We start from the raw sequence: 23,483 nt of genomic DNA, 5'->3' as shown, positions 1-23,483 counted from the left end.
TCGTCTTCCTTTCTTAAATCCAAGCACTCATGCCGCCTTTTACATTGTAAATTGTTTCAAAGCCTTGTTTTTTAAGCATCTTAGCAGCTTTTGTACTTCTCATTCCACTTTGGCAAATAACAACAATTTCTTTTTGCTTATCAAGTTTATCCATCTTACCAGAAAGATTAGAAAGTGGAATGTTTTTAAAAGGTTTGCGGTGATTTGCTTTATATTCGCCTGGTGTTCGGACATCTATAAATTGTACATTGTTTTCCTTAAATTTATCTTTTACTTCTTGAACACTTATATTCGTAATGCCCTTAATTGGCATGAAACGATTGACTAAAAATGCGATAATTAAAATTAACAAAATCCATTCCATAATACCCATCTCATTTCCTCTATTTTTTTATTTTTTTATTTGAGAAAAGGAGAAATTACTCCAATTCTCCTTCCCAAGCAAGCATACCACCTAACATATTCGTTACATTGAAACTATTTTGGGTTAGGAATTGGCATGCATTTCCGCTTCTACCACCCGAACGACATACCATGTAGTAATGCTCATTTTTGTCAAATTCTTCAAGACGATCAGAAATATGACCTAGTGGGATATGTTTTGCACCCGGAATTTTACCAGTAGCAACCTCCACATCTTCTCTAACGTCAATAATATTTAGCTTCTCACCTGATACTAATTTTTGTTCTAATTCTTTTGCTGTAATTTCTTTCATTATAATTTCCTCCAATAAAGCTTTCCATTTTACCCATAGGGGTATATTTTTAATCAAAAAGAAAAGTTCAACAACTCTTCCTTTGCAACTGAATTGCTGATCTTATCTACTTTTCACTAATAAATCTACTGCTTCTTTTACTAATGCCTGCGTGTTTTCACCTTTTTCTATATTTTCCCTAACACATTGTTCTAAATTCATACTTACAATTAAACCAATGGTACGATCAATTGCACTTCGTGAAGCAGATAACTGAGTAATGACATCTTTACAGTCTTGGTTTTTCTCAATCATACTTAAAACGCCTTTGATTTGACCTTCAATTCGTTTTAATCGATTGACAACTGCTTTATCATATTCCATTCTTTATCACTCCTTTTCTCTGCACGGACAGTTACTTATATGATAACTAGCAACTTGATATCCCTTGCTTCTTAAATATCTTAACCCTAAATTAAGCTCTAGGCGATCATTTGCAATCACATGTAATGTTTGGTGTGGGATTTCTTGAACAAATCTTTTCAAATATGCGTATGGTATACGCATATCACTTTGATTATGATTAGTTTCAATGTTATAGTCCCTTATGTCTAAAACAACAGTGCTTGTCTTATCATGACCGGACATTTTACATGGAATACCTCGTACAGGAAAATATCTTCTATATAACATTATACATAAAAGTGAGCCAACAATTAAAATAAAATAGGTACCCATGTCCACCACCTATTATAATAGGATAAACTTATTTTATACCCTAATGGGTATTTGGTCAAGTATATATTAGGTATAAATTCCTGCTATCTAAACTGTCTCAAAATGACAGTTTAGAATACTAATAACTACATTAAAATATCTAACCATATCTTTACTGCAGTACCAGCAATCATAAGAGCTAAAATAACTTGTAAAATTCGAGTATTCATTTTCTTACCAGTTTTTGCTCCAAGTGGTGCTGCTAGTAGACTTGCTAAAATCATAATTAGTGCTGGCCAGTAATCTACTTGACCGGTAACGAGTTTACCAACACTACCACCGATAGACGATATAAAGGTTACTGCTAAACTTGTAGCAATCGTCATTCGTGTAGGGATGTGTAAAACAGTTAACATGATTGGTACAAGTAAGAAACCACCTGCTGCTCCTACTATTCCAGATGCTATTCCAACAATTAAGGCTAAGATAACTGCAAGTGGCTTATTAAAGGTCACTTCATCTAGTTCCATATCATCTACTTGCTTTTTCGGTATAAACATCATCACTGCAGCAACTGCAGCAAGAATACCATATACTACATTCACTGCTTGTTCGGATAGGTAGCTAGATCCATAACTACCAATTAAGCTACCTATTAAGATAGCTCCTCCCATATAGATGATGAGTTGCTTATTTAGGTATCCACCTTTACGATAAGCCCATACTCCGGCAATGGAAGCAAATAGTACTTGTACGGCACTTATTCCTGAAACTTCATGGGCTGTAAATGCTACTAGACCGAATAATGGTGGAATATATAATAGCATTGGATATTTAATAATCGAGCCGCCAACACCTAGCATACCAGATAAAAAAGAACCAATAAATCCAATTGCAAATATGACGATGATAAATGTTATATCCATTAACAAACCTTCTTTCTAATTTAGAAAAGCGAGTAGTGATTGCTAATCGCTATTTGGTTTTCGTTACGCTTTTTGAATATAGAAGTATAGGACATTATCTTCTGTTTTTTGTTCTAATACATTATGACCACCTGATTTTGCCCATGCAGGAATATCGCTTAGTGCACCTTTGTCTGTTGCAACTACTTCAAGCACTTCCCCAGAATTAATCGTATCAATTGCTTTTTTAGTTTTAACGATAGGCATTGGACAAGCTAGTCCTTTGGCATCTAATGTTCTTGTAATGTTCATATCAAAAACTCCTTTATCATTTTGTTTTGTTTAGGCTAATGAGTAGATGTTTAACCAAACCTTTAAATTATTGATAGATTTATAGACCATCAACCGAAAACTCAAGGTTATCAATCGTTTTTTTTGAAACATCAACCGAATTTTCTCAACTTAATCAAATATTAACGTACCGCACAGCGGTTTGGACCAATTTCCATTTCTGTTTGTTCGTCATTGTCAGGAGTGATTTTACCCATGTTTACTTGACGAATTTGTTGATATGCATTTGGTTGTGGTGGTAGGTTATCTGTAACCGTACGTCGGAATTCAGCTTCGTCTCCGATGTTTAGACCATGGTTTTCTTTAAACAAATCACCTAGTATTCTTGCCACAGTACCATCTTCATTTAATTCATCGATGATCATGAAGTGGGCAGGTAAAACAACTAAATCCTCTGCTAGTTCACGGTAACGTATATATAATGTTTCACGTAAATCGCCTACCCAGTCTTCAGCAAGTCCTGCTAAGTCTGGACGACCGATAGAGTCAATAAATAGAATATCACCTGTTAATAGATACTGATTGTCAATAACAAATGATGTTGAACCAATCGTATGACCTGGTGAGTATAGTGCATTTACATCAATTTGAGATGCACCAATTTTCACGTTTAGTCCATCTGTTAGCGGTGCGTAATCAAACACTACTTCTCTTGCATCCTTTGGTGGTAGATAGTAAGTTGCGCCTGTTTCAGCAGCAATGTGACGTCCACCTGAAATATGGTCAGCGTGTAAGTGTGTATCAAATACATGCTTGATTACTACACCTTTTTCTTTTGCAAAGTTTGTGAATACGTCAGTGAAACGTACTGCGTCAATAATTGCAGCTTCCCCTTCAGAGATCACCATATAAGATAGGCAACCTTTACCTAGACGAACGAATTGGTATAGCTCGCCGCCATTTTCTAAATCAGCTACTTTAATTGGTTCTAGATAGCTGCTCCAGGATTTCATTCCGCCTTCAAGGTAAGCTACCTCACGACCAGCTTCTGATAGCATTTCCGCTACCATGACAGAAGATCCCTCTTTTGCACATACTACTAGCACATCTTTATCAGTTGGAAGCTTAGGTAGAATATCTCCCACCCCATCTAACAATTCAAAGTAAGGAATATTTAAATACTCAAATTTATGTCCTTCTATTTTCCAATCCTCAAACGCATCCGCGTTACGTACATCCAGAATAAATAGTTCTTCATTACCGATTACTTTTCGAGCAACTTGTGCTACTGTCCATTTGTTTACTGTCATTTTCTAAAATTACCCCCTTAGGTATAGTAAATTCGATTTTTTTGCAGTGGAGAAATTTTCCACTGCATGAATTTTTTAAAATCAATTTAGAAAGTTAGTGTTGGTGCTGCATCTTTAGCAAACTCTAGGAATGTTACTGCTCCACCAACTTCGATTCCATCAACGAAATCTTCTTTGGTAAGACCCATAACATCCATTGTCATTTGACAAGCAATAAATTTAACCCCAAGTTCTTGAGCCATTTCCACTAGTTGTGGAATAGAAGGAATGTTAGCTTTCTCAAATCCTTCAGCAAAATGTTCTTTTCCAGTAGGCATTTCTAAATTGTGCATAGTTTGCTTGTGAATTAAGTTAAGTCCTTCAAACGTAAAGAAGATTTGTACCTCTTTTTCTGAAGCTGCCGCCGCAGTTGCGATATTAAATACTTTGTATGCATCAAACACTCCACCGTTTGATGCAATAATAGCTACCTTTTCTGACATAATAAATTCCTCCTAGACCTCTTTTGTTATTTTACCGTTCCACTCATTCATACCCGGTAGAACGTTATAAACTTTTGTAAAACCATTATTAGCTAATAGCTGTGCTGCCAAGTCAGAGCGTTTCCCTGTTCGGCAAATCACATAAATTTCTTGTACTTTATCCAATTCAGCTAGGCGAGATTCTAGTTCTCCCATTGGAATGGATTTTGCACCTTCAATATGACCAAATGCATATTCTGCTGCTTCACGAACGTCTAAAATTAAACCATTTCGTGATTCAATCTCATCAAGCGAAACAGTATGTTCGAATCTTTTTTCTACTTCTGGCTCATTAGAACCTTTGCGAATATAGTGGTAAAGTACATCGCCTTCTTCCACTGTTCCTAAATATTGATGTCCTACAGAACTTGCCCAAGCTGCTAAATCTGCTTTTGATCCTTTGTCTGTTGCTTGGATTTCCAACACTTGGCCTTCTTCTATATCCGTGATTGCTTTTTTAGTTTTCACAATTGGCATTGGACATGCTAAGCCTTTTGCATCTAACCGCATATTAGCTTGAATCATTCCGTTCCCTCCTTGGTTATTAGTTTATTTTATGGCATCTATACAAATACCGGCATGGGTATTTGTATTTGTAATAAAATAGTCGTTTCTCGATAACGACTTCTCTTTGATGCCTTTTCAAATTTCCACTCATTTCGCAAGTGAAAATCAATTACACGACCTATAATATACCCCATGGGGTAAAAAGTCAACCGATTAATTTATTTTTTATTTTTGTTGGGCGCATCTTCTTTAAAATTGGCCCCATGCACACTCTGCATCTGGACATATATCAGAAATTCACGCAATCCCACTCTCAGTAGTTCTCCTCCACAGGCAATTCAAACCAAAACGTATGAATATTCCCATCTGAACTAACATCTAGCTTACCATGATGACGTTCTATAATCTCCTTTGATATAGCCAGCCCTAATCCTGACCCACCAAACTCTCGTGACCTTGAATGATCAATTCGATAAAAACGATCAAATATCCTTTCTTGTTTTTCAATCGAAATAGGTTTTCCAGGTCCTGTTAAAGACAGATAATATGTCGATTGATTCATCTTCCCTTTTATCGTAATTGGTCCTTCTCCTTCATAATAGCGGATAGCATTATCTAATAAATTACTAATCACTTGTGTTATAGCACCACTATTAACCATAACTATACTAGAAGTAACATCAACAACAACTTTAATATTTACCTGTTTTAAAGTCCAACGAAACATTTCCACAGTTTGGTCCACCAATTTTTTCATATTACTAGGAGCTTTTTGTGTAAATCTTTGATTGGATATATAGTCCCATTCTTTTAATTGTTCCATTTGTTCTACCAAGTGAATGAGTCGTTTTGACTCCTCATATAAGGATTGGTACAGTTTATTATCCCCTTCTAGCACACCACTTTGCAGAGCATGTAAATACCCATTTAAATTTGATAAAGGAGTTCGAAATTCATGGGATAAATCAGAGACTAGCTTTCTTCGGTGTTGTTCATTTGCTTCTATTTGACTCACTAAATCATTAAAGTGACTAATTAATTCTCCAATTTCTCCATCAGGTTTAACTGTAATAGGTTCAGGATACTTCCCATACTTCATTTTTTTTGTGGAATCGATTAGCTCTCTTAATGGATGGATAAGTTTTTTTGTTAAATAAAAATGTGTCAGACTACCAATGATAATTGTGGAAATGCTGAATATCCACAAATATTGTAGTAAGGTAGCTTCAAATTTGGCTTGTTTTTGATTACTCATAGAGACTAATCCATCCGCGAGTACGCATGCCGTATTATAAATTGCCCAACTACTAAGACCTACAAAGGACGTAATAACTAATATATTAATAAGAGTAAGTCGGAAAAGAAATTGTTTGGGAACTAACCCATTTCCCCATTTATTCTTTAACAAATTTATACCCCATTCCTCTAACTGTAATGATTCGTTTCGGAGTAGCTGGATCTTCTTCAATTTTTTTTCGTAGTTTTTTAATATGGGCATCTATTGTTCGATCTAGCACTAGTTTATCTGCATATGGATAAAGCTGATTGATGAGATTTTCTCTAGAGATAACTAAATTTGGATTCTCCATAAAGTAATATAGAAGATTGAATTCGTGCTTCGTTAATTTGATTTCTTGATCAAAAAGTAGCACTTCTCCTTTTCGTGGTTTGATACAGAGGCCATCGTAAGCAATTTTTTGACAGAATTGGCCCGTACGACGGAGTACCGCTTCGATATGCGCTAGAAGTTCTTCTGGCTCAAATGGTTTCACCAAGTAGTCATCTGCACCAATTTTTAACCCCTTTATTTTATCTTCCGTACGAGATTTAGCGGATAGCATAATAATCGATACTTCATTACGTTCTTGTTCACGGACCCATGTACAAAATTCTTCTCCACTAAGTTTCGGAAGCATTAAATCAAGTATAATTAGGCAAGGATGTTTCGTTAAAAAAACCTCTTTAGCTTCTTCTCCATCTGCAGCCTCTACCACGTCATAGCCTGCTTTCTTTAAATAAATCTTAATTAATTCCCGAATCATTTTATTATCTTCTACAACTAATATCGTTTGTTTCATCCTCTCACCCCTTGCCCACTATACTACACACTCTATGCCATCTTCTCAAACCTTGCAAACCACAATCCCCTTATTTTTCTCTAACTTCAATCGTTTCAACAATCTCAATTGCATCTTTAACTGACTGTACCATGGCACAGTTTTTCACTGCTAAATCCAGTGATTTTTGTACTTTGGAAATATCTAGATTCTTGCCATAAACAATGTAGTGAAGGGTTATTTTCGTAACTCTATTTGCTTCTTCTTCATTTCGTTCAAGATCTGATTCAATATCTATCGAATCAAAATTAATACGTTTCTTTACTAATATTTTCTTTAACATCCCACCACTACAACCCGCAAGTGACGAAATGAGTAACTGTACTGGTCGAAAGCCAATGTCGGGTTTACTTGAAATATCTATTTTTCCATATTCGAAGTCCCCTTGAATGACACCAGATTCTCCTAAATGAAACTTCATTCTTTTCTCCTCCAAGCTCCTAAATTATGCATGGAATGATTACTCCATCTTCTCAAATTCTTGGACCATTAAATCATAATTCATTGCTCCAAATGCTCTAAAACCAATTATCCCATTGGAGTCAACCATATAAGTGGTTGGTATTGGCTGTATCATATATAGAGTCGCTACATCTAAATTTTCATCTAACAGAATAGGAAATGTTAGCTTATATTCATCTGAAAACTTCTCAATATCTTCAAGACTAGGTTCCGTATCTGTTAAATTCACTGCTAGGATCACAACATCCTTATCCTGATGGAATCTTTCCATATCTGGCATTTCTGCTCGACAAGGCGGACACCATGTAGCCCAAAAATTGATCATCACGCGATTCCCACGAAAGTCTGAAAGTTTTACCGTATCACCAGATAAAGTTTGCAGCTGAAAGTCTGGTGCCTTGTTTCCGACTTCCAATCCAATAACTGGCTCATCTGCTTCTTCATTTTCTTCGCCTAATTTCGTTTCTTCCGTTAACTGTACATCGTCTTCACTCTTAACTTGATCAGCTGATTTTCTGTTGGAGTCGATAAAATCATATACTGCCCAACCTAGCATACCAATAACAATGATCATTAGAATCCACTTTCTCATTAACCAAACCTCCTAAAGGACTAAATTTTTAACCCCGTCCTTATCCTAGTCTCGATAACCGAGTATCTTGAATTAAATCAAGTAGAAAACCGGATATACGTGGCATTAATCCAAAGAATAGAACTAACCCCATCATGATCATCATAACTGCACCTATTTTCATAATGATGTTACTATGTCTTACAATCCATTTTGTTTTCCCTATGAAGAATGTGAGAATTAAAAATGGCAATGCAAATCCTATGACATACATGAACGTATAAAACATTCCTTGACCTGGATTACTAGCGGCAAGAAGTAAAATCGATCCAAAGATAGGCCCAATACACGGAGTCCAACCAGCAGCAAATCCTAATCCTACAAAAAAAGTTCCAATATAACCTGCAGGCTTTCTTGTGGAATGAAAACGTCGTTCCTTCATGAGAGCAGGTATGTTAATCCATCCAGCAATAAATAAACCCATTACGATGATTAATACCCCTGCTATCCGTTGAATGAGTAAGCCAGAATCCCCAATTAAAAGCTTTTGTGCCCATTGTCCCAAAAAGGATGCACTTGCACCTAAACTTAAAAAGACAAGTGAAACAGCCAATAAAAAGAAGATGGAATGGGCAAATAACTGCCGCACCATTCTACTATTCTTATTTCCCTGTAACTCTTTTACACTTATTCCAGTTATGTATGATATGTAAGCTGGAAATATCGGTAAAACGCAAGGCGACAAGAAAGATAATGCCCCTGCTCCTATCGCTAAAAGCATTCCAGCTAACAGCATTGTATCGGCTTCAATAATACCCATTATGCATCCCTCTCTCTTAATTTATAAGTTAAGCTACCAATACTGGTAGTAAAAAACAATCCAACAAACCATGGTGCCATGTTATAACCAAAAACAGTTACAAAAGGCTGAACAAATGACAATACCAGCATTCCAATCGACCACATCGTTATTATAACGATTAATAAAACTGGAATTGTGATACGCTCCCTAAGGAAGAAGAAGAAACCAATTAGAATAGTTAGTAGGATTAAATAACCTAAAGCATACGGATTATCTTCTATAACAAATTGAATAAATTCATAAACAAACGAACTGATAAGAAAGATGTGAACAAAGGATTCCAATAAAGGAAGTACGTCTAAGTTTTTCCGTTTCGCTTTATAAAAGAGTAATAAAGCTATTAGTACAATCGCAAAATAAAAGGCTTTCGAATCACTTGGGTAGGCTAAAATGGATAGAGGATCGGAAATAAAAATAGTAATATTTAATACAATTTTCCCTACCCAAATAAAGATAACGAAATTAATAAGTTGTGAGGTTAGCTCCTCCATATGCTTTTTCTTTTTTTCTTTCGTTAAATCACTAAATAAATATAAAGAAAGATATCCTAGTGCTAGACTAAGGGCTATTATACCAATTGCTGTCAATTTGCTTGCTATCGCCACCTGCATTTCCTCACTTTCGAAACACTGTCCAACTGTATCTTATCCGTCTAATATGAAAATTTGATGAAAGCCATAAAATGTTTTTAATAAAAAAGAGACCGTAAGTCTCTTTAATGTAAGTTATTGTAGTTGGCGGGGCAGCAAGTATGTCTACTACTGTCTAAGCAAATTTACGTAATTACTCTAGTATAGAAATGTATAATTGTTCGATACTAAAATAAATAATACTAAGGGCGGAATACTCATGAAATATATTGAAATACCTGTATATAAATCAAAAATATTTTTAACTGAAGAAGAGATCTCTAAGCTTTTAAGAAAAGATATGGAGTTATATAAACTAGGATTGAAACGAGGAAAAGCTTTTATCAGAAGTAAACAACAAAGAGAACGTGAAGAACGAAAATATAATGCTGAGTCCAAGTATTGATATTAATTCCCCTTATTACTACTGTTAGGACATTTTAGATTAGTAAATTCACTTTCTATGTAATTATTTGTTATGTTATAAAAACTAATTGAATTTGAATTCCCGTTTAATTTAAATTGAATTAAGAATTGTGGCAACTTCTTATATTGCAACGGTAATCCATTATGATGAATTGCTTTACATCCATTTATCTTAGCGTAACTTAACCAGTTATAAAAATGATTTATAATTAATATAGACATTGTTCTATTTATCATATATATTAACTCTTTTTTACTTACTTGTTGGCCATTGACACCGTTTTGGAATAAAATGATGAATTCTTCAAGAAAAGTACTGTCTTGTTTCGAAGCAAAATCAAAATACAAAACAGACTGTTTTTTTAACAGATGAGTACCGTTTTCTACCTCCCAATAGTTTTTTAATCCTTCTATATTTTTCCTCCAATGAACAAATGAAAAAGCAAATGGGCAATTGTCGTCTCCGTAAAACATTTTCTTATATTTATTGATACAATGTTTATGCTTATAAAGTATTGTTTTCTTTAAATAACGAACTATAGATTTAAATGTTTGGCGTGTTGATTTATAAATTTCTTCTCTTAAATTATCATTCAAAACCGATAGTTCTGGAACTTGTATAGTGACATTCTCTTTTGTAAAGTTTGCTGAATTAAATTCAAAACATAATCTTTTAAAGTTGAAATGATTTATCAATGAATTTAAAGATTCTATTTGAGTATTTTTATGATACAAATAGATCCTAGTATTACTTGACTTCCCTATTCTATTAATGGCAATCCATTCACTAATTTGCTTATCCTTTATCTCTAATTGACGAGTTTTTTTCCATTCTATAAAAATATTTCTTATGGAATTCTCCTTAATAAACATAAAGCCACAAATACATTGAAATGGAGAGCTAATATAATCATCTGACAAAATATATGGAATTCTTCTCTTACACCTAGGGCAATTATTCCTTAGCTTTGTTAAATGATATGGACATGTGTTAGTTAGATTAAATTGGTGTAGAATGCTATGAAAACCAATACTTAAGCATTTTTCACATATTTGCATATTATCTTTAAAATATTCAGGATACCCTTGTTTGCTTTTGAAAAATACAGAACATAGTTTCTGTTCGTAATTTTCCACAATACTTTTTAAGGAAAGCCCCATAAGATTTTGAATCAGTTCATCATCAAAATCAATTACAGTATACAAGCTATATCTACATTCCCTGGTATTGTTTTTTTGTGTTGTTTTCGGTTTACTAAATAAGGATAAAATATCTTCGCTCCGAACAGAATTAGCATATTTAAACTTTTCAAATACTCCCCATGGAGATTCAAATTCATTAATCCAATTGTTATCCCAGGTTACTTTTAAATCTTTTTTCAATTTACGTCATACCTTCTTATTTTTTCCTATTTTCCCCTTTCATATATAATTTAGTCATAAAAAAGTTGGACACTCAGAATAACTTTGAGAGTGTCCATAGAATAATTTTATGTGAGTTATTTAAAATATAATTTGTCTAATATGTCTAATATTTCAAAGTTCGGTTTAATAAATTTATATTCCTTTCCCCTAAATCTACCTTTTTTAAAGAAGTTATTAGGGCACCTATATTCTTTAACTATTTCAGTTATAAGGATGGGCGACTTTATATATAGAAGATATGAATTTAACGGATTTTTTGGGGTTGCTATAATTACTTTCGATAAGAGGTTAAAACTGTCAATATACTTCCAATCAAATCCTTTTCCAGTTACGAAATCATTGGCAGCTGTTAAACACCTTTTAAAATCAGCTAGAATATATTCACCAACGATGCGATTCATTTTCCAGTGGAATAATGCTCTTCTTCCAGATTCTTCCTCGCGTTGGATAGTCGAATGAATTCTATCAATTTATTCATAACCATTTACTATTGGGTAACCGTATCTAGTATAATGCTCTCTACAAAAAGGTGTAGTACCATAGTTGTCCACATAATCCATACTTTTAAAATTCTGCAGTCTACTTCTCCATATTATGTAGGCAATAGCATATGGACAAACATCCTCAAGTACCAAGTTGTCCGAGTATCTAGTGAAATTTTTAATACACCCAATATGTTTTTTTAATATTGTATTTCTCAAGTGTCTAGCAATAGATTTAAATAATTGATTACACATCAAATAGGACTCAGATTGAAGGTCGCTAATTATATGATCTTTATTAAAAATTAATTTGTATTTTTTTAGCTTTTTCTCCCTTGTGTTAATTATTTGAGGGATAGACCTAGTTAGTGAAATCTTCTCTTTTGTATGAATAAAGCCTTTGTTATTCTCTACTACAAAAAATATATCTGAAAGATTATATTTGAAATCTTCTTCTTGATAGCTACTATCTTTTCCAAACCCTTCCATAAACTGAAGTGAGTAATTAACAGAATGAATAAATTTTTTTTCATATTTTAACCACTTCATAATATTAGAATCTTTTATTTTAATAGTAGTAAGAGTATTAATACGTCGGTCAAATTTTGCGAACTCGAATCCACACTTACAAACGAATGGTGATTTATAATAAGTATCATCTAGCTCAAAAGGTATCCTTTGATTACATTGAGGACAGTCATTGAGTAATTCTATTGAGTGAAAAGGACATTTATGTATGAAAAGGAATTGATGAAGTAACGAATGGTATTTGTTCACCAAACATGCGGGACAAAATGTTAAATGTTGCCGTAAAAAGCGCTGTTCAATATCTCCTTTAAAGTTGTATAACGGTGAGAGTAACTTATGCAGTAATAGCTTATTCTCTTGTATAAGATCAAATTGAAGGGCTTGTTTTGTTAAATTTCTATCCAACTGACCCAAACCATACAACGAAACTCTTTTATCAGTTTTAAATCCTTCAATGGCCAATACTTCATTCAGTTCCCTAGTATTTAAACTATTTACTTCCTGGAACTTTTTCAATATACTCCAAGGTGATTCAAAGAGTCCTATCCATGAAGGATTCCATGTATATGAGGATTGTTTAGAATTTCTGTTTGGAAAAGTTAATCTAATCATCATAACTGATTACCTCAGCAGCATTGACATATCCAGATTCAATGATTGCTTCAAGCCACATGTTTGTAGTTGGCCATCTTTCATTCCCCTCATTAGCACCAAATTTTTTTAATACATAATTTATAATAGCTATCATATAGTGCATTGGTATTTCTATTTTATGTTTTACTCCTGCTTTGGCCCTAATTTCTTGAATACATTGCCATATTACCTCAGTTTCATTTTCTAGACGCAACCCTTCCGAATAAGCAACTGGGAAAAAGTAACGCGTATAACTCCAACCACTATTCGTTGGATACTCCGTAACATCATCATAAGAAGATAATAAAAATGCTAACTCCTCAGGTTCTCTTAATCCATAGAATCTATTTTCATGAATCATAAATCTACCAACAATTTGTTTGTCTGATGTTAAATAAGTATTTCTCCTATTAGATAATTCTTTTTGTCCAACTAGGATTGTTGTTAGTGTTATTCCATAGCTTTCTAATTCGTTATAAACATCCATTAACCATTCGTATTCTACAGTGCCTAATCGTTGTGCGTCATCAATAAATAATACGATTTGGTTCCTAATAGAACGGTTTCCTCTTTCAAATAGGAAATTAATTAATCTGTCTCTTTTAGCATCTACTTTTCCTATATTATAGAGTTCATGTCCAATATCCTTTAATAAATGTTCAAAAAAACGATTTTCATTAGGGTTTCTCATCTTTCTCGTTCTAACTATATAAGTAAACCATTGACTTTTATATTTTAAATCGAAGACCTTCTGAATATATTTTATTGCATAGCTTTTTCCTAATCGTGGCTCACCATAAATAACCGCTCCAGGATTTCTTAAATTAATCCATTTCAGTACAGAGTCTGCTAATTCGTTTATAGAAATAGTATCAATTAAATAGTCACCTTGCTCAATTGGGTGCCCTCCACTAGGAATGGAAGGCCTTGTTGAAATCTCTGGTTTTGAGCTGTTTTTATAAGCGTTAGACATTTCTACACCTCATTTTTTATGAATTAAAAGAGAATCTTTCCCTTTTTTTATACTTGTTTATATTAGTAGAATTCTGTTTACCATTTGCTTGCCGAGATGGAAAATTTGATATTTTTGTGTCAGTTGAATTACTATTGGGAGTTGAATCTAAAGAATCACTATTTAAGCTATCTGTGTTTTTTTTATCTTGACTCAAAGATTTTTCGAACGATGCAAGTTGATTCCTCACACTTTTATTATTTTTTGCCTTTTCTTTTAAATATAGATGATATACCTCTATGGGATTATCTTCTTCTAATGAAATTTTTAATTGTCCCTCCCTAACTAATTTAAGAATTGTTTTACGTAATTTAAGACTGTGTTTATGAATATACCACTTACCGGTTGCTTTCAGAATTCCTAGTTCTGCTCCATTAGGTAAATAGGCTTTTATCATTCTCAAGTCATCAATGTTTATAACTAAAGTTAATTTTTCACCTATAAGATTAAAGGCTCCAGAAAGAACTTCATTTCTATATTTCGTGCCCATATAGGTAATATGAGGTCTTCTCCCATTTTTTAAAGATCCTCTAATAACCCGCTCAATTTCAATTGTATGAAATTCATAGCCATCCCTATATTCTTCATCTAGCTTTCTATATGGCATTTTCCTGTTAATTCGCTGTTGCATTGCTTCGAGTGGGGTAAGTCCATTTAAACTTTGTAAGGGGGTTCCATTACGTTCTGTAATTAAAACTTCCAAAAGTTGTTCAATTTCATCTGAAGTTACCTCATACTTTACCGCTTTTTCTTCAGGATTTTGTCTTTTGGAGTCCTTTAGATTGCTACCCGTAGTGGTAGTTAATTTTTGAAAGCCATTTATCTCGAGTAAATGGAAAAATTTCTCTATCAATGGTCTCCTCGTCGGAGTTCCAACAGGGCCAGTATTTACTTGACATCCAACTATCTTCTTAAGTTTGCTTTTTACTATTTTGGCAATATTTGCCTTTGCATTATCAAATAACATCTCATCCCAAACAGCATATTGGGTTTCAGGAATAATATCTGATGGGAAACCACCATATTCAGGATATTTAAGACCAGGTATCATTAGTTCAATTGGAGACTTAGGAAGAATACTGGTTTTAATACATGTAAGTACATCGGATGCAGAATATTCTTTATTTAACACGAGAGTAGCACCCAATATACAACTAGTTCCACAATCAACTATAGCTAATAACCAAATACGTTCCATTACATCTGTAATTTCATCACCTTCCGGTGAAGTATATTTTATGGCAATAGATGTATCTATTTTATGCCCATCAAATTCAACACGTTGGAAGGGTCTTATGATATTGTTTGATTTATCACCCTCACCTGTTGTTCTTAGAAGAACTTCAGAGTCTTTGCCATATGCATTTATGGATTTGTGGGGATTATTTATCTTTAGTTGTCTTATATACCTATAAAATGACCTTTTTCCAAAATCTTCAGTGTTAGAAGGATAGTCTCCTTTATTAAAATCAATTAAAGGATGCATTTTGCATATGTTAACAAATTTTCTATGCAGATCTTTTCCCAAAGGAATGTTAGTTGTGGGGTTATTTTTTTTCTTTTTAAAAACCATTTCATTTATTTCATCTTCGATATCAGGGAATTTGCGAAGAAATTTCATAAAGGCTCCAGTGAGCTTCTTCTCTTCATCGTTAAAAAAACCATCGATATTTTCTTCACGGGTATATCTTTTAACTCTAAAGTTTGGAATCAAAGCCCTATATCCAAAAGGTTGTCCTGTATTATCTATTTCTAAGCAACGTTTTAATAATCTATATAAGTCCGTTTGATTAATATTTGTTATCTTACAAATTTCATTAATAGTCTTTTCATTATCAATATACATATCTATAGCTTTTTTTCTTTTTATAAATATCTCTTTCTTTTCATTATCCAATAATATATTTTCATTTACTGTTGGCCAAGTCGTTCTATTAAGATATTCATTTGGTATATTCGGTTGATCTAATAGCCTTTTATATTTACTCATACCTTCTCCACACCTTTGTTAAATAGTTGAAATGTTGCTCCTCAATATTAAAATTGATTTTTCCTTCATAATATAGGTAAAATATATTTTGGTAGAAAGTAAAAACGTCTTTTTGGCTAGTATTATCTATTAACTCTTGGAATGTTGCAGGTTTTTCATTAATATATCTTAAAAGCGAGAATATAGAAATCTCATTTAATTTATAGAAATCTTTAGTATATGGAAGTATAACTTTGAGGTTATCTAATAGTGGTTGTTTTCTAACTTGAGTTTCATCAACAATTCGGTAATTACGATTATTATTCTTAATCCACTCTCTCTGAAGGAAAATACGTCTTTTGGTATCTTTGCGATTCAGCACATCCTTATTGTAGGCAACTTCAATAAATTCTTCGTTACCGTCTTTCCATTTTATCCACATATCAAATGTTGTTTCATGGATTTTGCCATCTATAATGCCTTTTATTTTCATTGGTTTCTCACAAAAATCTACAACATTTGGATTGGTTTCAATATGAATCCAATGGTCATATTCTAAATCACTATAAAAATGAACATCTCTATTAATTTTGTTACTATAACTATCCCAGAAGTTTGCACCATAATGCTTTTTGGAAGGGTCAACGACAGGGCTATACATGTTATACCTCCTCGTATTAATTATTCTTCACTTGATTAGATAATATACAAAATATGGCAATAGTACAAGAGCGAAAATTATAATCTTCGCTCTATTGAAGTTTATGTTTCAGCATTCGCCACTTCTACTAACGCATCAAATAGTGAATGGTTAATTATCCTTTAATTTAAACCTAAAAGACATATTAAAGTTAACTATAAGCAAAGTAAATCATGGTAAGAATGTAAGATATCTTATACTAACACTTGAGGCTTCCTTTACGGTTACAACACTAATCTCTTGATACATAGTATTCTTCTCCAATGGTAAAAAATTGTGTCGGTAAATAAAATATAACTCATATCGATTGCTAACACAGGAATAGCATGCCTTCTTATTCATGTGCCGTTACTCATTGTCACAGTGTAATTGGGTAGTGTGCATAAGCACCTAAAAGTATTTACTAAACTAGGAACTTCATTATAATTTAAGCCACGGTACATTGTAATAGCTACCTCCATTTTCTACATCACCATGCCATTTGTTCTTTGATAATCTGTTATTATATCTACCACTATAATTAAGTAGTCTTAATACACACATCTCCAGCATCCATATACCAATATGATATGCACAACTTAAGTTTTCATATGAAAGCATAACTTTTTTCTTTGGATGAACAATAGAATTTCTAACTTTTACAAGAAATTCAACTGGATTGTCAGTATCTAGATTTTTTCTCTTAATATAATCAAATAGTGAGTCTAAATTTATTCCCATACTTATAAATAAATGTTCTAATTTCTCAGTAGTATCTTTCCCTTTGAATTTTCTATTAGACAATTCTTTCATATCATCTACTAGATACAATTTTGAAATCAGCTCTAATGCTATTTGGATATTTGTAATCCTGTTTTCAAGTGTTACATGTGAGAAACACTCAAAATAGGTACCAAGCAGTAAATTCTTTGATCTTTTCCAAGGCTCCCTTTCCCAAAGTAAAGAAAAGTTTTGAAATAATTCCGGAAATATTTCTTTTTTGTTTTTAGGATACCACGTATTAAGAGTTGACCAGGTATCTATCAGTTTATTTTCATAACTAGAAAAAACCAACTCTAGGTTGTTATACCCTTTTATTTCGCAAGGGAAAATTCTTCTCCCGCAAATAAATGACAAATATGAATATAATTTGTTCAAAATTACCTTAGCGTCTTTATAGGTGAAATTCTCATTGTTTTTATTGGTAAGTTTACCAATGTGTGTATTAGCAAATCCTTTGTGTGTTTCCAGTTCTTCGTATATTTGCTTATAATCTATTTTCTTCTCTAATTCTATTGACCAATCATCAAATAATAGAGAAGAAAACCCAAGATATGTTCTACGTTCTTCTTCTATGACTTTATCTCCTATAGGTATTAGATTTACTAAAGAAAAGGTTAGTTTGTTCATCTCTTTTAATTCATACTGTATTTCCCTAAGAATTTTGCCGAATACAATATTCCCACATATTCTATAAAGGTATCCTTCGCCAACGAAATTGCCAGCTTGTAGAGTATATTTTCCTAGTAACTGGGAGTTAAGTATATTGTTATAGATATCATCTATTATTTCACCTGTAAATTTTATTTCATATATATAACTAAAAGAATTTACTATAGTGCCTTTTATCTTAAGTGTATTTGTGCCGTTATTCAAGGTAAAAAAACCATCATAGATAATTGCAGTTGGATTAAATTCTCCAAAAAAATATCCATTCATCCTACCCCTCCCAATCTATGTGTAGTAAAACTACTTTGGCAATCCAGCCAGTTCTACAACGAAAAAACCACACATTGGTACTTTCAATTCTTTCCTGATTCTTAGATTGCACCGTTATTCTTTAGATTTCTGATTAACTGTAGGTTGTCATTTTCTACGTTATAAAAGTAAACTTCATCCATGTAATTTTCAATATCCCATTTTTCTATACTCCACTCATTTGTGGTGATTAATATTACTTTCTTAGATCTTATTTTATCTATTTCATCTATAAATCTGCTTAATCTTTTAGGATTATCTAGAACCAGTTGTACAGGGTAAAATAAAGTAAAAGTATTCTCATTGCCTTTAGGATTAGATTGTGTATGAGTTACATAACTGTTTATGTTAACAGTCATGTTCCCCAATTTATATGTAGCTGTTGATTTTACAGCGCTAGGTAACAAATCCCTTTTAAAAGCTCGATTAATATGATCTGCTATGTCAGTCATAGCACTTGTTCTTATAATTCCTAGTTTAAACTCTTTATTTAGGCAGGAGAGAACTACCTTTAATTTTGCTTCGTTATCGTAACCTCTTACAAGTAAAGTCCTTCTCTTTTCATCGTGTAGAAATTCCAATACTGAAGTAATAGCCTTTTGTTCATCAATCATTATTTTACTCCCCCTTTTTCTCTGTGTTTATCTATTTAATTCGCTATTAAATTAACTAGTTTACTCCGTTATTCGGAGTACTTAATATTCGAACTATTATATGTATTTTAACATAAACACATAAAACTTAGCTAAACTACTTACTTATCCGGCTCTAATGTGGATTACTGCCATTATAAAAAATAATCATTATATTGAGTAACGAGTATAAAAATTTCAATTAAGAAAAATGCGAGTTTTTTAGAATAAATCGTTCAGAAGGAATAAATGGTTAATTCATTGGAGCATTTTTATAATCATTTGTGATTCTTGGTATCCAAAAATAATAATTCCTTTAAATTTATCACAAACCATTCCACGGTTAGGACTTTCACTATTAAATTTCCTAAATATATTTCTATAGAATTAAAACAGATAAATGAAATATGGATTAAAACGAGGAATAACATATATTAAGTATTTTTGTGTCATTGGAACGTATATTTAGTATAATTGTGTCATAATTTAGTGACACAATTATACTAAAACAAAAATAAAAAACCTTAATTTAACAAGGTTTATAACTTCAGTACTTTTGTGTCACTGGTCAATTATATCTTTTTGTGCATTTTTGTATTTACTCTGCTTTGCATTCAAACCAATTTCAGACTAAGGTTATATGATTTAATCCCGTTAGATCCATCTTACCAATAAGAAAATAAATGGATTAATGCTTTAATAGATGAAGTAATCTTATTTATTCCTGTAACGGAAAACCCCTTCTTACTTACCTTTGATGATGAAAATATCGCTTATTTTTTTTACTATCCAAATAATATTAATAACTTAATAAAAACATTTGAATTTCCCATGAGACCGTCCTTTAAGGCTATCCCCCCTTGTGCTAATCAAATTTACTTTAGTTCCCGTTTATTAAAGAAAAAATTGAAATAGCCAAAGACTAAAAATGTAATTGCAAAAGTTTTATAAGGTACTATGTAAGTAAATGTCGCTTTAAATAAGGTAAAAAGTCTTTGGGCATACAGAAAAGATTAGAAGTTATTGACTTAAGTCAATGAGGTCCCTGACTTCCTCCATTACAATAAATAAAATTGAAAAAGGAGGATTTACATGACAAATCAAAGTAATTCGTTCAATAGTCAACACATTCCCGCCGTTATTGCTGGAATATCCTTAATTATTATGGGCATGGCTGCTGCTTTTTCGTATGGGTATGTTCATAATTCATTAGTAGTCAGTGCTGAAGCTGTCATCACCTTACAAAATATCGAAGCATCGCTATCTTTATTCCAATTGGGAATACTTGGATGGGTTGTGATAATTCTATCGGATATCTTAGTTTCATGGGCTTTTTATGTATTCTTGAAACCGATTCATCGTGAATTATCGCTTTTGGCTGGGTGGCTTCGTCTTATCTACACCGCAATTTTAGCCATGGCAGTTTCCCACCTATTGATTTCGAGCAACCTAGTTCGCCAACAAATGTCTGGTGAAGTTACTGAACTTGCACCCTCTGATATTATGGCATCCATGTCGGCATTCGATTCTATTTGGTCACTAGGATTAATCATATTCGGTGCACATCTAATCTTGATAGGAATTATTGCATTGAAGTCGAACTACATTCCAAAAGTCATCAGTATCCTATTAGTTATAGCAGGTGGAAGCTACATGCTAACTCATGTTTTACATGGTTTCGTTCCACAATTAGACAAAACAACTTCTCTCATCGAAATGGTTTTAATCATCCCAATGACAATTGGGGAGCTTGCATTTGGGATTTGGCTTTTGTTGAAAGGAAGAAAAATATGACCATAGACAAATTCAAAAGTGACCCTAATTAATGCGCTTTTTGATCCGAGATAATGATTCAGGGGTTATACCGAGATAGCTTGCTAGTTGGTGCTGAGGTACTCTGTTTTCCAGCCCGGGTCTCTTTTTCAGTAGTTCTTCGTATCGTTCTTGGGGAGTTGAGGACATAAACGCTGCAAAATCATAGTGCATTTCACTGATATTGTTTTCTATGATTTTGCGCGTCATTTTTTCTAAACCAGGAAATAAGTTGTACATATCCTGTTCGATTGCTAAATCACCTTCAACTAAAACACAGTCTTCCATACAGCAGATTGTATAGTTGGAGGATAAATCATTCGCATTCTGGTTAAATATAGTGACACTCTCCTCTTCAGTAAAAAAGTTATAGGTGACTTCTTTCCCGTTCTCATCTACCGCATACTGTCGTACACACCCTTTTAAGATAAAATAACATTTGTCCGGAACCTCACCTTGATGTAATAAAATGGTTCCTTTTTCAAAGGTGGTTACCTGGAGAGCATCAGCTATTTTTTCAAGTTCAGCATCACTTAAATTTGAAAAACGCTTCATATATTGAATGATGGTTTCTTTCATCCTTTTCACCCCTAATTGATTATTTGTAACCCTTTCTTCCACTAACCTGTACATTTAGTTGAAGAACTTAAAATTCAGAATCCTATATGCATTTTAACATAAAAAAGCAATTCTTAGCTCAGACAGTCCCTAAATAATAACGATTATTTGTAGGATTTTCACTCACTATATAGTAACCAACAAAAAAAACCTCTGTCCTATTTAAGGGCAGAGGTTGTAAAAATTTGTTTATAAACTTTATTGTAAATTTACTATCTATAATGTAACTGTACGAACTATAATGTAAATTTAAATAGAAATGTTACGTTTTTCGTCGAATTGGCTAATTCTACAGTCTCACAATAATACTTACTAAAAACAAAAAATATAATTGTGTTTTAATCGTTAGTATTATTGTGCAACTGGTCATTTACGATATAAACTACTTATAGTCTAAAATTAAAAGACCAGGGAAAATATCCCTGATCATTAAACTAATTATTCTACTATATTTAATACTTTATTCTACTATATTTAATACTGTTACTTTTTCCTGTGTCATAGACTCTAGACTCTTACGTATTCCTTGTGCACCCATACCAGAACCTTTAACACCAATAAACGGAAAATGATCTGGGCCACGTTCAGTACGACCATTTATTTGAACAGAACCTGCTTCAATTCGGTTGGCAATTGCGAATGCTCGATTTATATCTTTAGTAAAGACACTAGCTTGTAAGCCATATTCTGATTCATTAGCAATACGGATCGCTTCTTCATCTGAAGAAACTCGTATAATAGGAAGAATTGGTCCGAATGGTTCCTCCCAGGCAACATCCATTTCTTCTGTTACATGATCCAAGAGAGTTGGATAAATTAAATTCCCTTCTCTTTTATTTCCAGTTACTACTGTTGCTCCTTTTTCTACAGCGTCATTGACTAACTCTTGAACAAAATCTGCTGATTTAGTATTAATTAATGGAACAATTACACTATTTTCTTCTGGTGATCCCACCGTTAGCTTTTCAACTTGTTCCTTTAACAAGATTACTAGCTTATCAGCTACACTTTCATGAACTAATACACGTTTGATTGCTGTACAGCGTTGTCCCGAGTAGGAAAAAGCTCCACTTATAATATGCTTCGCAGCTTCATGTAAATTAGCATCTTCCCTTACAATACCAGGATCTTTTCCACCTAGTTCAAGTACTAATGGAACCATACTTGCTTTTTTAGCAAGCTGTACACCGGTTTTTGTTCCGCCAGTGAAAGAAATCATATTTATTCCCTTATGTTCTACTAAATAATCACCAATTACTGATCCACGGCCAGTAACTAATCCTAATATACCTTTTGGTAGTCCAGCTTTATCTAAGGCTTCAATCATCTTAATACCACTTAGGGAACCCTGTGTAGCTGGTTTAAAGACAACTGCATTTCCTGCCATTAATGCTGGTGCGATTTTAGCTGCTGCTAAGTTTACTGGATAATTAAACGGAGAAATCGCAAGTATAACCCCTCTTGGTACACGATTAATAATGGCAAGCTTTGACTTTGATCCACCAGGAAAACTGTCCCCCATCATACTTTCGCCATGCATATGGAGTGCTTCTTCAACTGTATATCGGACGAAGTCAGCTGTACGTACTACCTCTTTCTTGGCATCATTAGCAGCTTTCCCAACTTCTTTCATGATAATTTCTGCAAGTTCATCTTGCATATTGATTAGTTCATCTGCCCATTTATATAAGTAGTTCGCACGGTCTTGTAATGAAACCTTGGCCCACGATTTCTGAGCGTCATGAGCGGAACTAATTACTTCATCAACTTCATCTTGTGATATCGATTGAATTTTACCCAATGTTTCTGAAAGATACGGAGACTGAATATCAATAGTCTGTCCGGTATTACTCTCTTTCCATTCACCATTTGTGTAATATTTATACGTAGGTAGTTTAATCTTTGATGTCATAATAATCTCC

The 23,483-nt window shown here is 33.1% G+C and carries 25 protein-coding genes; 2 read left to right on the top strand and 23 right to left on the bottom strand.

Features of this window, described 5'->3' with window-relative positions; all coding sequences use genetic code 11:
- Positions 1–13: 13 nt before the first annotated feature.
- The 14 genes from AB1K81_RS05260 to AB1K81_RS05195 all read right to left on the bottom strand — a co-directional run bounded on the left by AB1K81_RS05260 (position 14) and on the right by AB1K81_RS05195 (position 9,563).
- Entirely contained in the window at positions 14–373 is a 360-nt protein-coding gene (locus AB1K81_RS05260; RefSeq protein ID WP_047982040.1) for a rhodanese-like domain-containing protein, read from the bottom strand.
- A 46-nt stretch (positions 374–419) separates the two neighbouring features.
- Entirely contained in the window at positions 420–716 is a 297-nt protein-coding gene (locus AB1K81_RS05255) for a rhodanese-like domain-containing protein (protein ID WP_047982039.1), read from the bottom strand.
- Positions 717–818: 102 nt separating this feature from the next.
- Positions 819–1,079, bottom strand: coding sequence for a metal-sensitive transcriptional regulator (locus tag AB1K81_RS05250; protein ID WP_047982038.1), 261 nt, complete (start codon positions 1,077–1,079; stop codon positions 819–821).
- Between the two features lie 479 nt (positions 1,080–1,558).
- Positions 1,559–2,338, bottom strand: a complete 780-nt coding sequence (locus tag AB1K81_RS05245; RefSeq protein WP_047982037.1) for a sulfite exporter TauE/SafE family protein — start codon at positions 2,336–2,338, stop codon at positions 1,559–1,561.
- A 63-nt stretch (positions 2,339–2,401) separates the two neighbouring features.
- Positions 2,402–2,629 carry a sulfurtransferase TusA family protein gene (locus AB1K81_RS05240; RefSeq protein ID WP_047982036.1) on the bottom strand — a complete coding sequence of 76 codons (228 nt, stop codon included), beginning with the start codon at positions 2,627–2,629 and terminating at the stop codon, positions 2,402–2,404.
- A gap of 161 nt (positions 2,630–2,790) precedes the next feature.
- Positions 2,791–3,918: an MBL fold metallo-hydrolase gene (locus AB1K81_RS05235; protein WP_412975582.1), complete on the bottom strand. Its 1,128-nt coding sequence runs from the start codon at positions 3,916–3,918 to the stop codon at positions 2,791–2,793.
- A gap of 86 nt (positions 3,919–4,004) precedes the next feature.
- Positions 4,005–4,400, bottom strand: coding sequence for a DsrE/DsrF/DrsH-like family protein (locus tag AB1K81_RS05230; RefSeq protein ID WP_047982034.1), 396 nt, complete (start codon positions 4,398–4,400; stop codon positions 4,005–4,007).
- A 12-nt stretch (positions 4,401–4,412) separates the two neighbouring features.
- A complete protein-coding gene (locus tag AB1K81_RS05225) occupies positions 4,413–4,964 on the bottom strand; it encodes a sulfurtransferase TusA family protein (RefSeq protein WP_047982033.1) in 552 nt (183 codons plus the stop codon).
- 295 nt (positions 4,965–5,259) lie between these two features.
- Positions 5,260–6,354: a sensor histidine kinase gene (locus AB1K81_RS05220; protein WP_412975581.1), complete on the bottom strand. Its 1,095-nt coding sequence runs from the start codon at positions 6,352–6,354 to the stop codon at positions 5,260–5,262.
- Positions 6,341–7,024 carry a response regulator transcription factor gene (locus tag AB1K81_RS05215; RefSeq protein ID WP_047982031.1) on the bottom strand — a complete coding sequence of 228 codons (684 nt, stop codon included), beginning with the start codon at positions 7,022–7,024 and terminating at the stop codon, positions 6,341–6,343. The genes AB1K81_RS05220 and AB1K81_RS05215 overlap by 14 nt, the downstream gene beginning before the upstream one ends.
- A 70-nt stretch (positions 7,025–7,094) precedes the next feature.
- Positions 7,095–7,484, bottom strand: coding sequence for an OsmC family protein (locus AB1K81_RS05210; protein ID WP_047982030.1), 390 nt, complete (start codon positions 7,482–7,484; stop codon positions 7,095–7,097).
- 39 nt (positions 7,485–7,523) lie between these two features.
- Positions 7,524–8,117, bottom strand: coding sequence for a peroxiredoxin family protein (locus AB1K81_RS05205; protein ID WP_412975580.1), 594 nt, complete (start codon positions 8,115–8,117; stop codon positions 7,524–7,526).
- A 40-nt stretch (positions 8,118–8,157) separates the two neighbouring features.
- A complete protein-coding gene (locus AB1K81_RS05200) occupies positions 8,158–8,916 on the bottom strand; it encodes a cytochrome c biogenesis CcdA family protein (protein WP_047982028.1) in 759 nt (252 codons plus the stop codon).
- Positions 8,916–9,563 carry a hypothetical protein gene (locus AB1K81_RS05195; protein WP_053071969.1) on the bottom strand — a complete coding sequence of 216 codons (648 nt, stop codon included), beginning with the start codon at positions 9,561–9,563 and terminating at the stop codon, positions 8,916–8,918. Before AB1K81_RS05195 ends, AB1K81_RS05200 begins: the two co-directional genes overlap by 1 nt.
- A gap of 244 nt (positions 9,564–9,807) precedes the next feature.
- On the opposite strand from AB1K81_RS05195, the gene AB1K81_RS05190 reads away from it, so the two are divergent.
- On the top strand, positions 9,808–9,993 hold the full coding sequence (locus tag AB1K81_RS05190; protein ID WP_047982026.1) for a hypothetical protein: 186 nt from the start codon (positions 9,808–9,810) through the stop codon (positions 9,991–9,993).
- A 2-nt stretch (positions 9,994–9,995) separates the two neighbouring features.
- Here AB1K81_RS05190 and AB1K81_RS05185 read toward each other — a convergent pair whose 3' ends face one another.
- From AB1K81_RS05185 to AB1K81_RS05155, 7 genes are all read right to left on the bottom strand, one after another.
- Entirely contained in the window at positions 9,996–11,396 is a 1,401-nt protein-coding gene (locus AB1K81_RS05185; protein ID WP_412975579.1) for a hypothetical protein, read from the bottom strand.
- 512 nt (positions 11,397–11,908) lie between these two features.
- Complete coding sequence (locus tag AB1K81_RS05180) at positions 11,909–13,063, bottom strand: TniQ family protein (RefSeq protein WP_412975578.1); 1,155 nt, start codon at positions 13,061–13,063, stop codon at positions 11,909–11,911.
- A complete protein-coding gene (locus AB1K81_RS05175) occupies positions 13,053–14,054 on the bottom strand; it encodes an AAA family ATPase (RefSeq protein ID WP_047982023.1) in 1,002 nt (333 codons plus the stop codon). The genes AB1K81_RS05180 and AB1K81_RS05175 overlap by 11 nt, the downstream gene beginning before the upstream one ends.
- Before the next feature lie 16 nt (positions 14,055–14,070).
- Positions 14,071–16,083 carry a hypothetical protein gene (locus AB1K81_RS05170; protein WP_053071967.1) on the bottom strand — a complete coding sequence of 671 codons (2,013 nt, stop codon included), beginning with the start codon at positions 16,081–16,083 and terminating at the stop codon, positions 14,071–14,073.
- Positions 16,076–16,723 carry a TnsA endonuclease N-terminal domain-containing protein gene (locus tag AB1K81_RS05165; RefSeq protein ID WP_412975577.1) on the bottom strand — a complete coding sequence of 216 codons (648 nt, stop codon included), beginning with the start codon at positions 16,721–16,723 and terminating at the stop codon, positions 16,076–16,078. Before AB1K81_RS05165 ends, AB1K81_RS05170 begins: the two co-directional genes overlap by 8 nt.
- Before the next feature lie 459 nt (positions 16,724–17,182).
- A complete protein-coding gene (locus tag AB1K81_RS05160) occupies positions 17,183–18,460 on the bottom strand; it encodes a YopA family protein (protein WP_047982021.1) in 1,278 nt (425 codons plus the stop codon).
- Positions 18,461–18,561: 101 nt separating this feature from the next.
- Positions 18,562–19,113, bottom strand: a complete 552-nt coding sequence (locus AB1K81_RS05155; protein WP_047982020.1) for a hypothetical protein — start codon at positions 19,111–19,113, stop codon at positions 18,562–18,564.
- A gap of 1,110 nt (positions 19,114–20,223) precedes the next feature.
- On the opposite strand from AB1K81_RS05155, the gene AB1K81_RS05150 reads away from it, so the two are divergent.
- Positions 20,224–20,925 (top strand): DUF4386 domain-containing protein, encoded by a 702-nt coding sequence (locus AB1K81_RS05150; protein WP_412975576.1) that lies wholly within the window; start codon positions 20,224–20,226, stop codon positions 20,923–20,925.
- A 24-nt stretch (positions 20,926–20,949) separates the two neighbouring features.
- Here AB1K81_RS05150 and AB1K81_RS05145 read toward each other — a convergent pair whose 3' ends face one another.
- Both AB1K81_RS05145 and AB1K81_RS05140 read right to left on the bottom strand, forming a co-directional pair.
- Positions 20,950–21,522, bottom strand: a complete 573-nt coding sequence (locus tag AB1K81_RS05145; protein ID WP_412975575.1) for a Crp/Fnr family transcriptional regulator — start codon at positions 21,520–21,522, stop codon at positions 20,950–20,952.
- A 499-nt stretch (positions 21,523–22,021) separates the two neighbouring features.
- Positions 22,022–23,473, bottom strand: a complete 1,452-nt coding sequence (locus tag AB1K81_RS05140) for an NADP-dependent glyceraldehyde-3-phosphate dehydrogenase (RefSeq protein WP_412975574.1) — start codon at positions 23,471–23,473, stop codon at positions 22,022–22,024.
- Positions 23,474–23,483: the final 10 nt, after the last annotated feature.

Origin of the sequence: Ornithinibacillus jepli (assembly GCF_047228935.1) — a bacterium.
GTDB lineage: Bacteria > Bacillota > Bacilli > Bacillales > Amphibacillaceae > Ornithinibacillus.
Note: the sequence above shows the minus strand (reverse complement) of the source record. Positions and strands in the feature narration are given on the sequence as shown.

Coding starts and splice junctions, on each gene's coding strand:
- AB1K81_RS05180 (WP_412975578.1), bottom strand. CDS start 13,063: ATGATGATTAGATTAACTTTTCCAAACAGAAATTCTAAACAATCCTCA.
- AB1K81_RS05260 (WP_047982040.1), bottom strand. CDS start 373: ATGGGTATTATGGAATGGATTTTGTTAATTTTAATTATCGCATTTTTA.
- AB1K81_RS05175 (WP_047982023.1), bottom strand. CDS start 14,054: ATGTCTAACGCTTATAAAAACAGCTCAAAACCAGAGATTTCAACAAGG.
- AB1K81_RS05150 (WP_412975576.1), top strand. CDS start 20,224: ATGACAAATCAAAGTAATTCGTTCAATAGTCAACACATTCCCGCCGTT.
- AB1K81_RS05190 (WP_047982026.1), top strand. CDS start 9,808: ATGAAATATATTGAAATACCTGTATATAAATCAAAAATATTTTTAACT.
- AB1K81_RS05140 (WP_412975574.1), bottom strand. CDS start 23,473: ATGACATCAAAGATTAAACTACCTACGTATAAATATTACACAAATGGT.
- AB1K81_RS05200 (WP_047982028.1), bottom strand. CDS start 8,916: ATGGGTATTATTGAAGCCGATACAATGCTGTTAGCTGGAATGCTTTTA.
- AB1K81_RS05210 (WP_047982030.1), bottom strand. CDS start 7,484: ATGAAGTTTCATTTAGGAGAATCTGGTGTCATTCAAGGGGACTTCGAA.
- AB1K81_RS05205 (WP_412975580.1), bottom strand. CDS start 8,117: ATGAGAAAGTGGATTCTAATGATCATTGTTATTGGTATGCTAGGTTGG.
- AB1K81_RS05215 (WP_047982031.1), bottom strand. CDS start 7,024: ATGAAACAAACGATATTAGTTGTAGAAGATAATAAAATGATTCGGGAA.
- AB1K81_RS05245 (WP_047982037.1), bottom strand. CDS start 2,338: ATGGATATAACATTTATCATCGTCATATTTGCAATTGGATTTATTGGT.
- AB1K81_RS05160 (WP_047982021.1), bottom strand. CDS start 18,460: ATGAATGGATATTTTTTTGGAGAATTTAATCCAACTGCAATTATCTAT.
- AB1K81_RS05165 (WP_412975577.1), bottom strand. CDS start 16,723: ATGTATAGCCCTGTCGTTGACCCTTCCAAAAAGCATTATGGTGCAAAC.
- AB1K81_RS05235 (WP_412975582.1), bottom strand. CDS start 3,918: ATGACAGTAAACAAATGGACAGTAGCACAAGTTGCTCGAAAAGTAATC.
- AB1K81_RS05170 (WP_053071967.1), bottom strand. CDS start 16,083: ATGAGTAAATATAAAAGGCTATTAGATCAACCGAATATACCAAATGAA.
- AB1K81_RS05145 (WP_412975575.1), bottom strand. CDS start 21,522: ATGAAAGAAACCATCATTCAATATATGAAGCGTTTTTCAAATTTAAGT.
- AB1K81_RS05250 (WP_047982038.1), bottom strand. CDS start 1,079: ATGGAATATGATAAAGCAGTTGTCAATCGATTAAAACGAATTGAAGGT.
- AB1K81_RS05240 (WP_047982036.1), bottom strand. CDS start 2,629: ATGAACATTACAAGAACATTAGATGCCAAAGGACTAGCTTGTCCAATG.
- AB1K81_RS05155 (WP_047982020.1), bottom strand. CDS start 19,113: ATGATTGATGAACAAAAGGCTATTACTTCAGTATTGGAATTTCTACAC.
- AB1K81_RS05225 (WP_047982033.1), bottom strand. CDS start 4,964: ATGATTCAAGCTAATATGCGGTTAGATGCAAAAGGCTTAGCATGTCCA.
- AB1K81_RS05230 (WP_047982034.1), bottom strand. CDS start 4,400: ATGTCAGAAAAGGTAGCTATTATTGCATCAAACGGTGGAGTGTTTGAT.
- AB1K81_RS05255 (WP_047982039.1), bottom strand. CDS start 716: ATGAAAGAAATTACAGCAAAAGAATTAGAACAAAAATTAGTATCAGGT.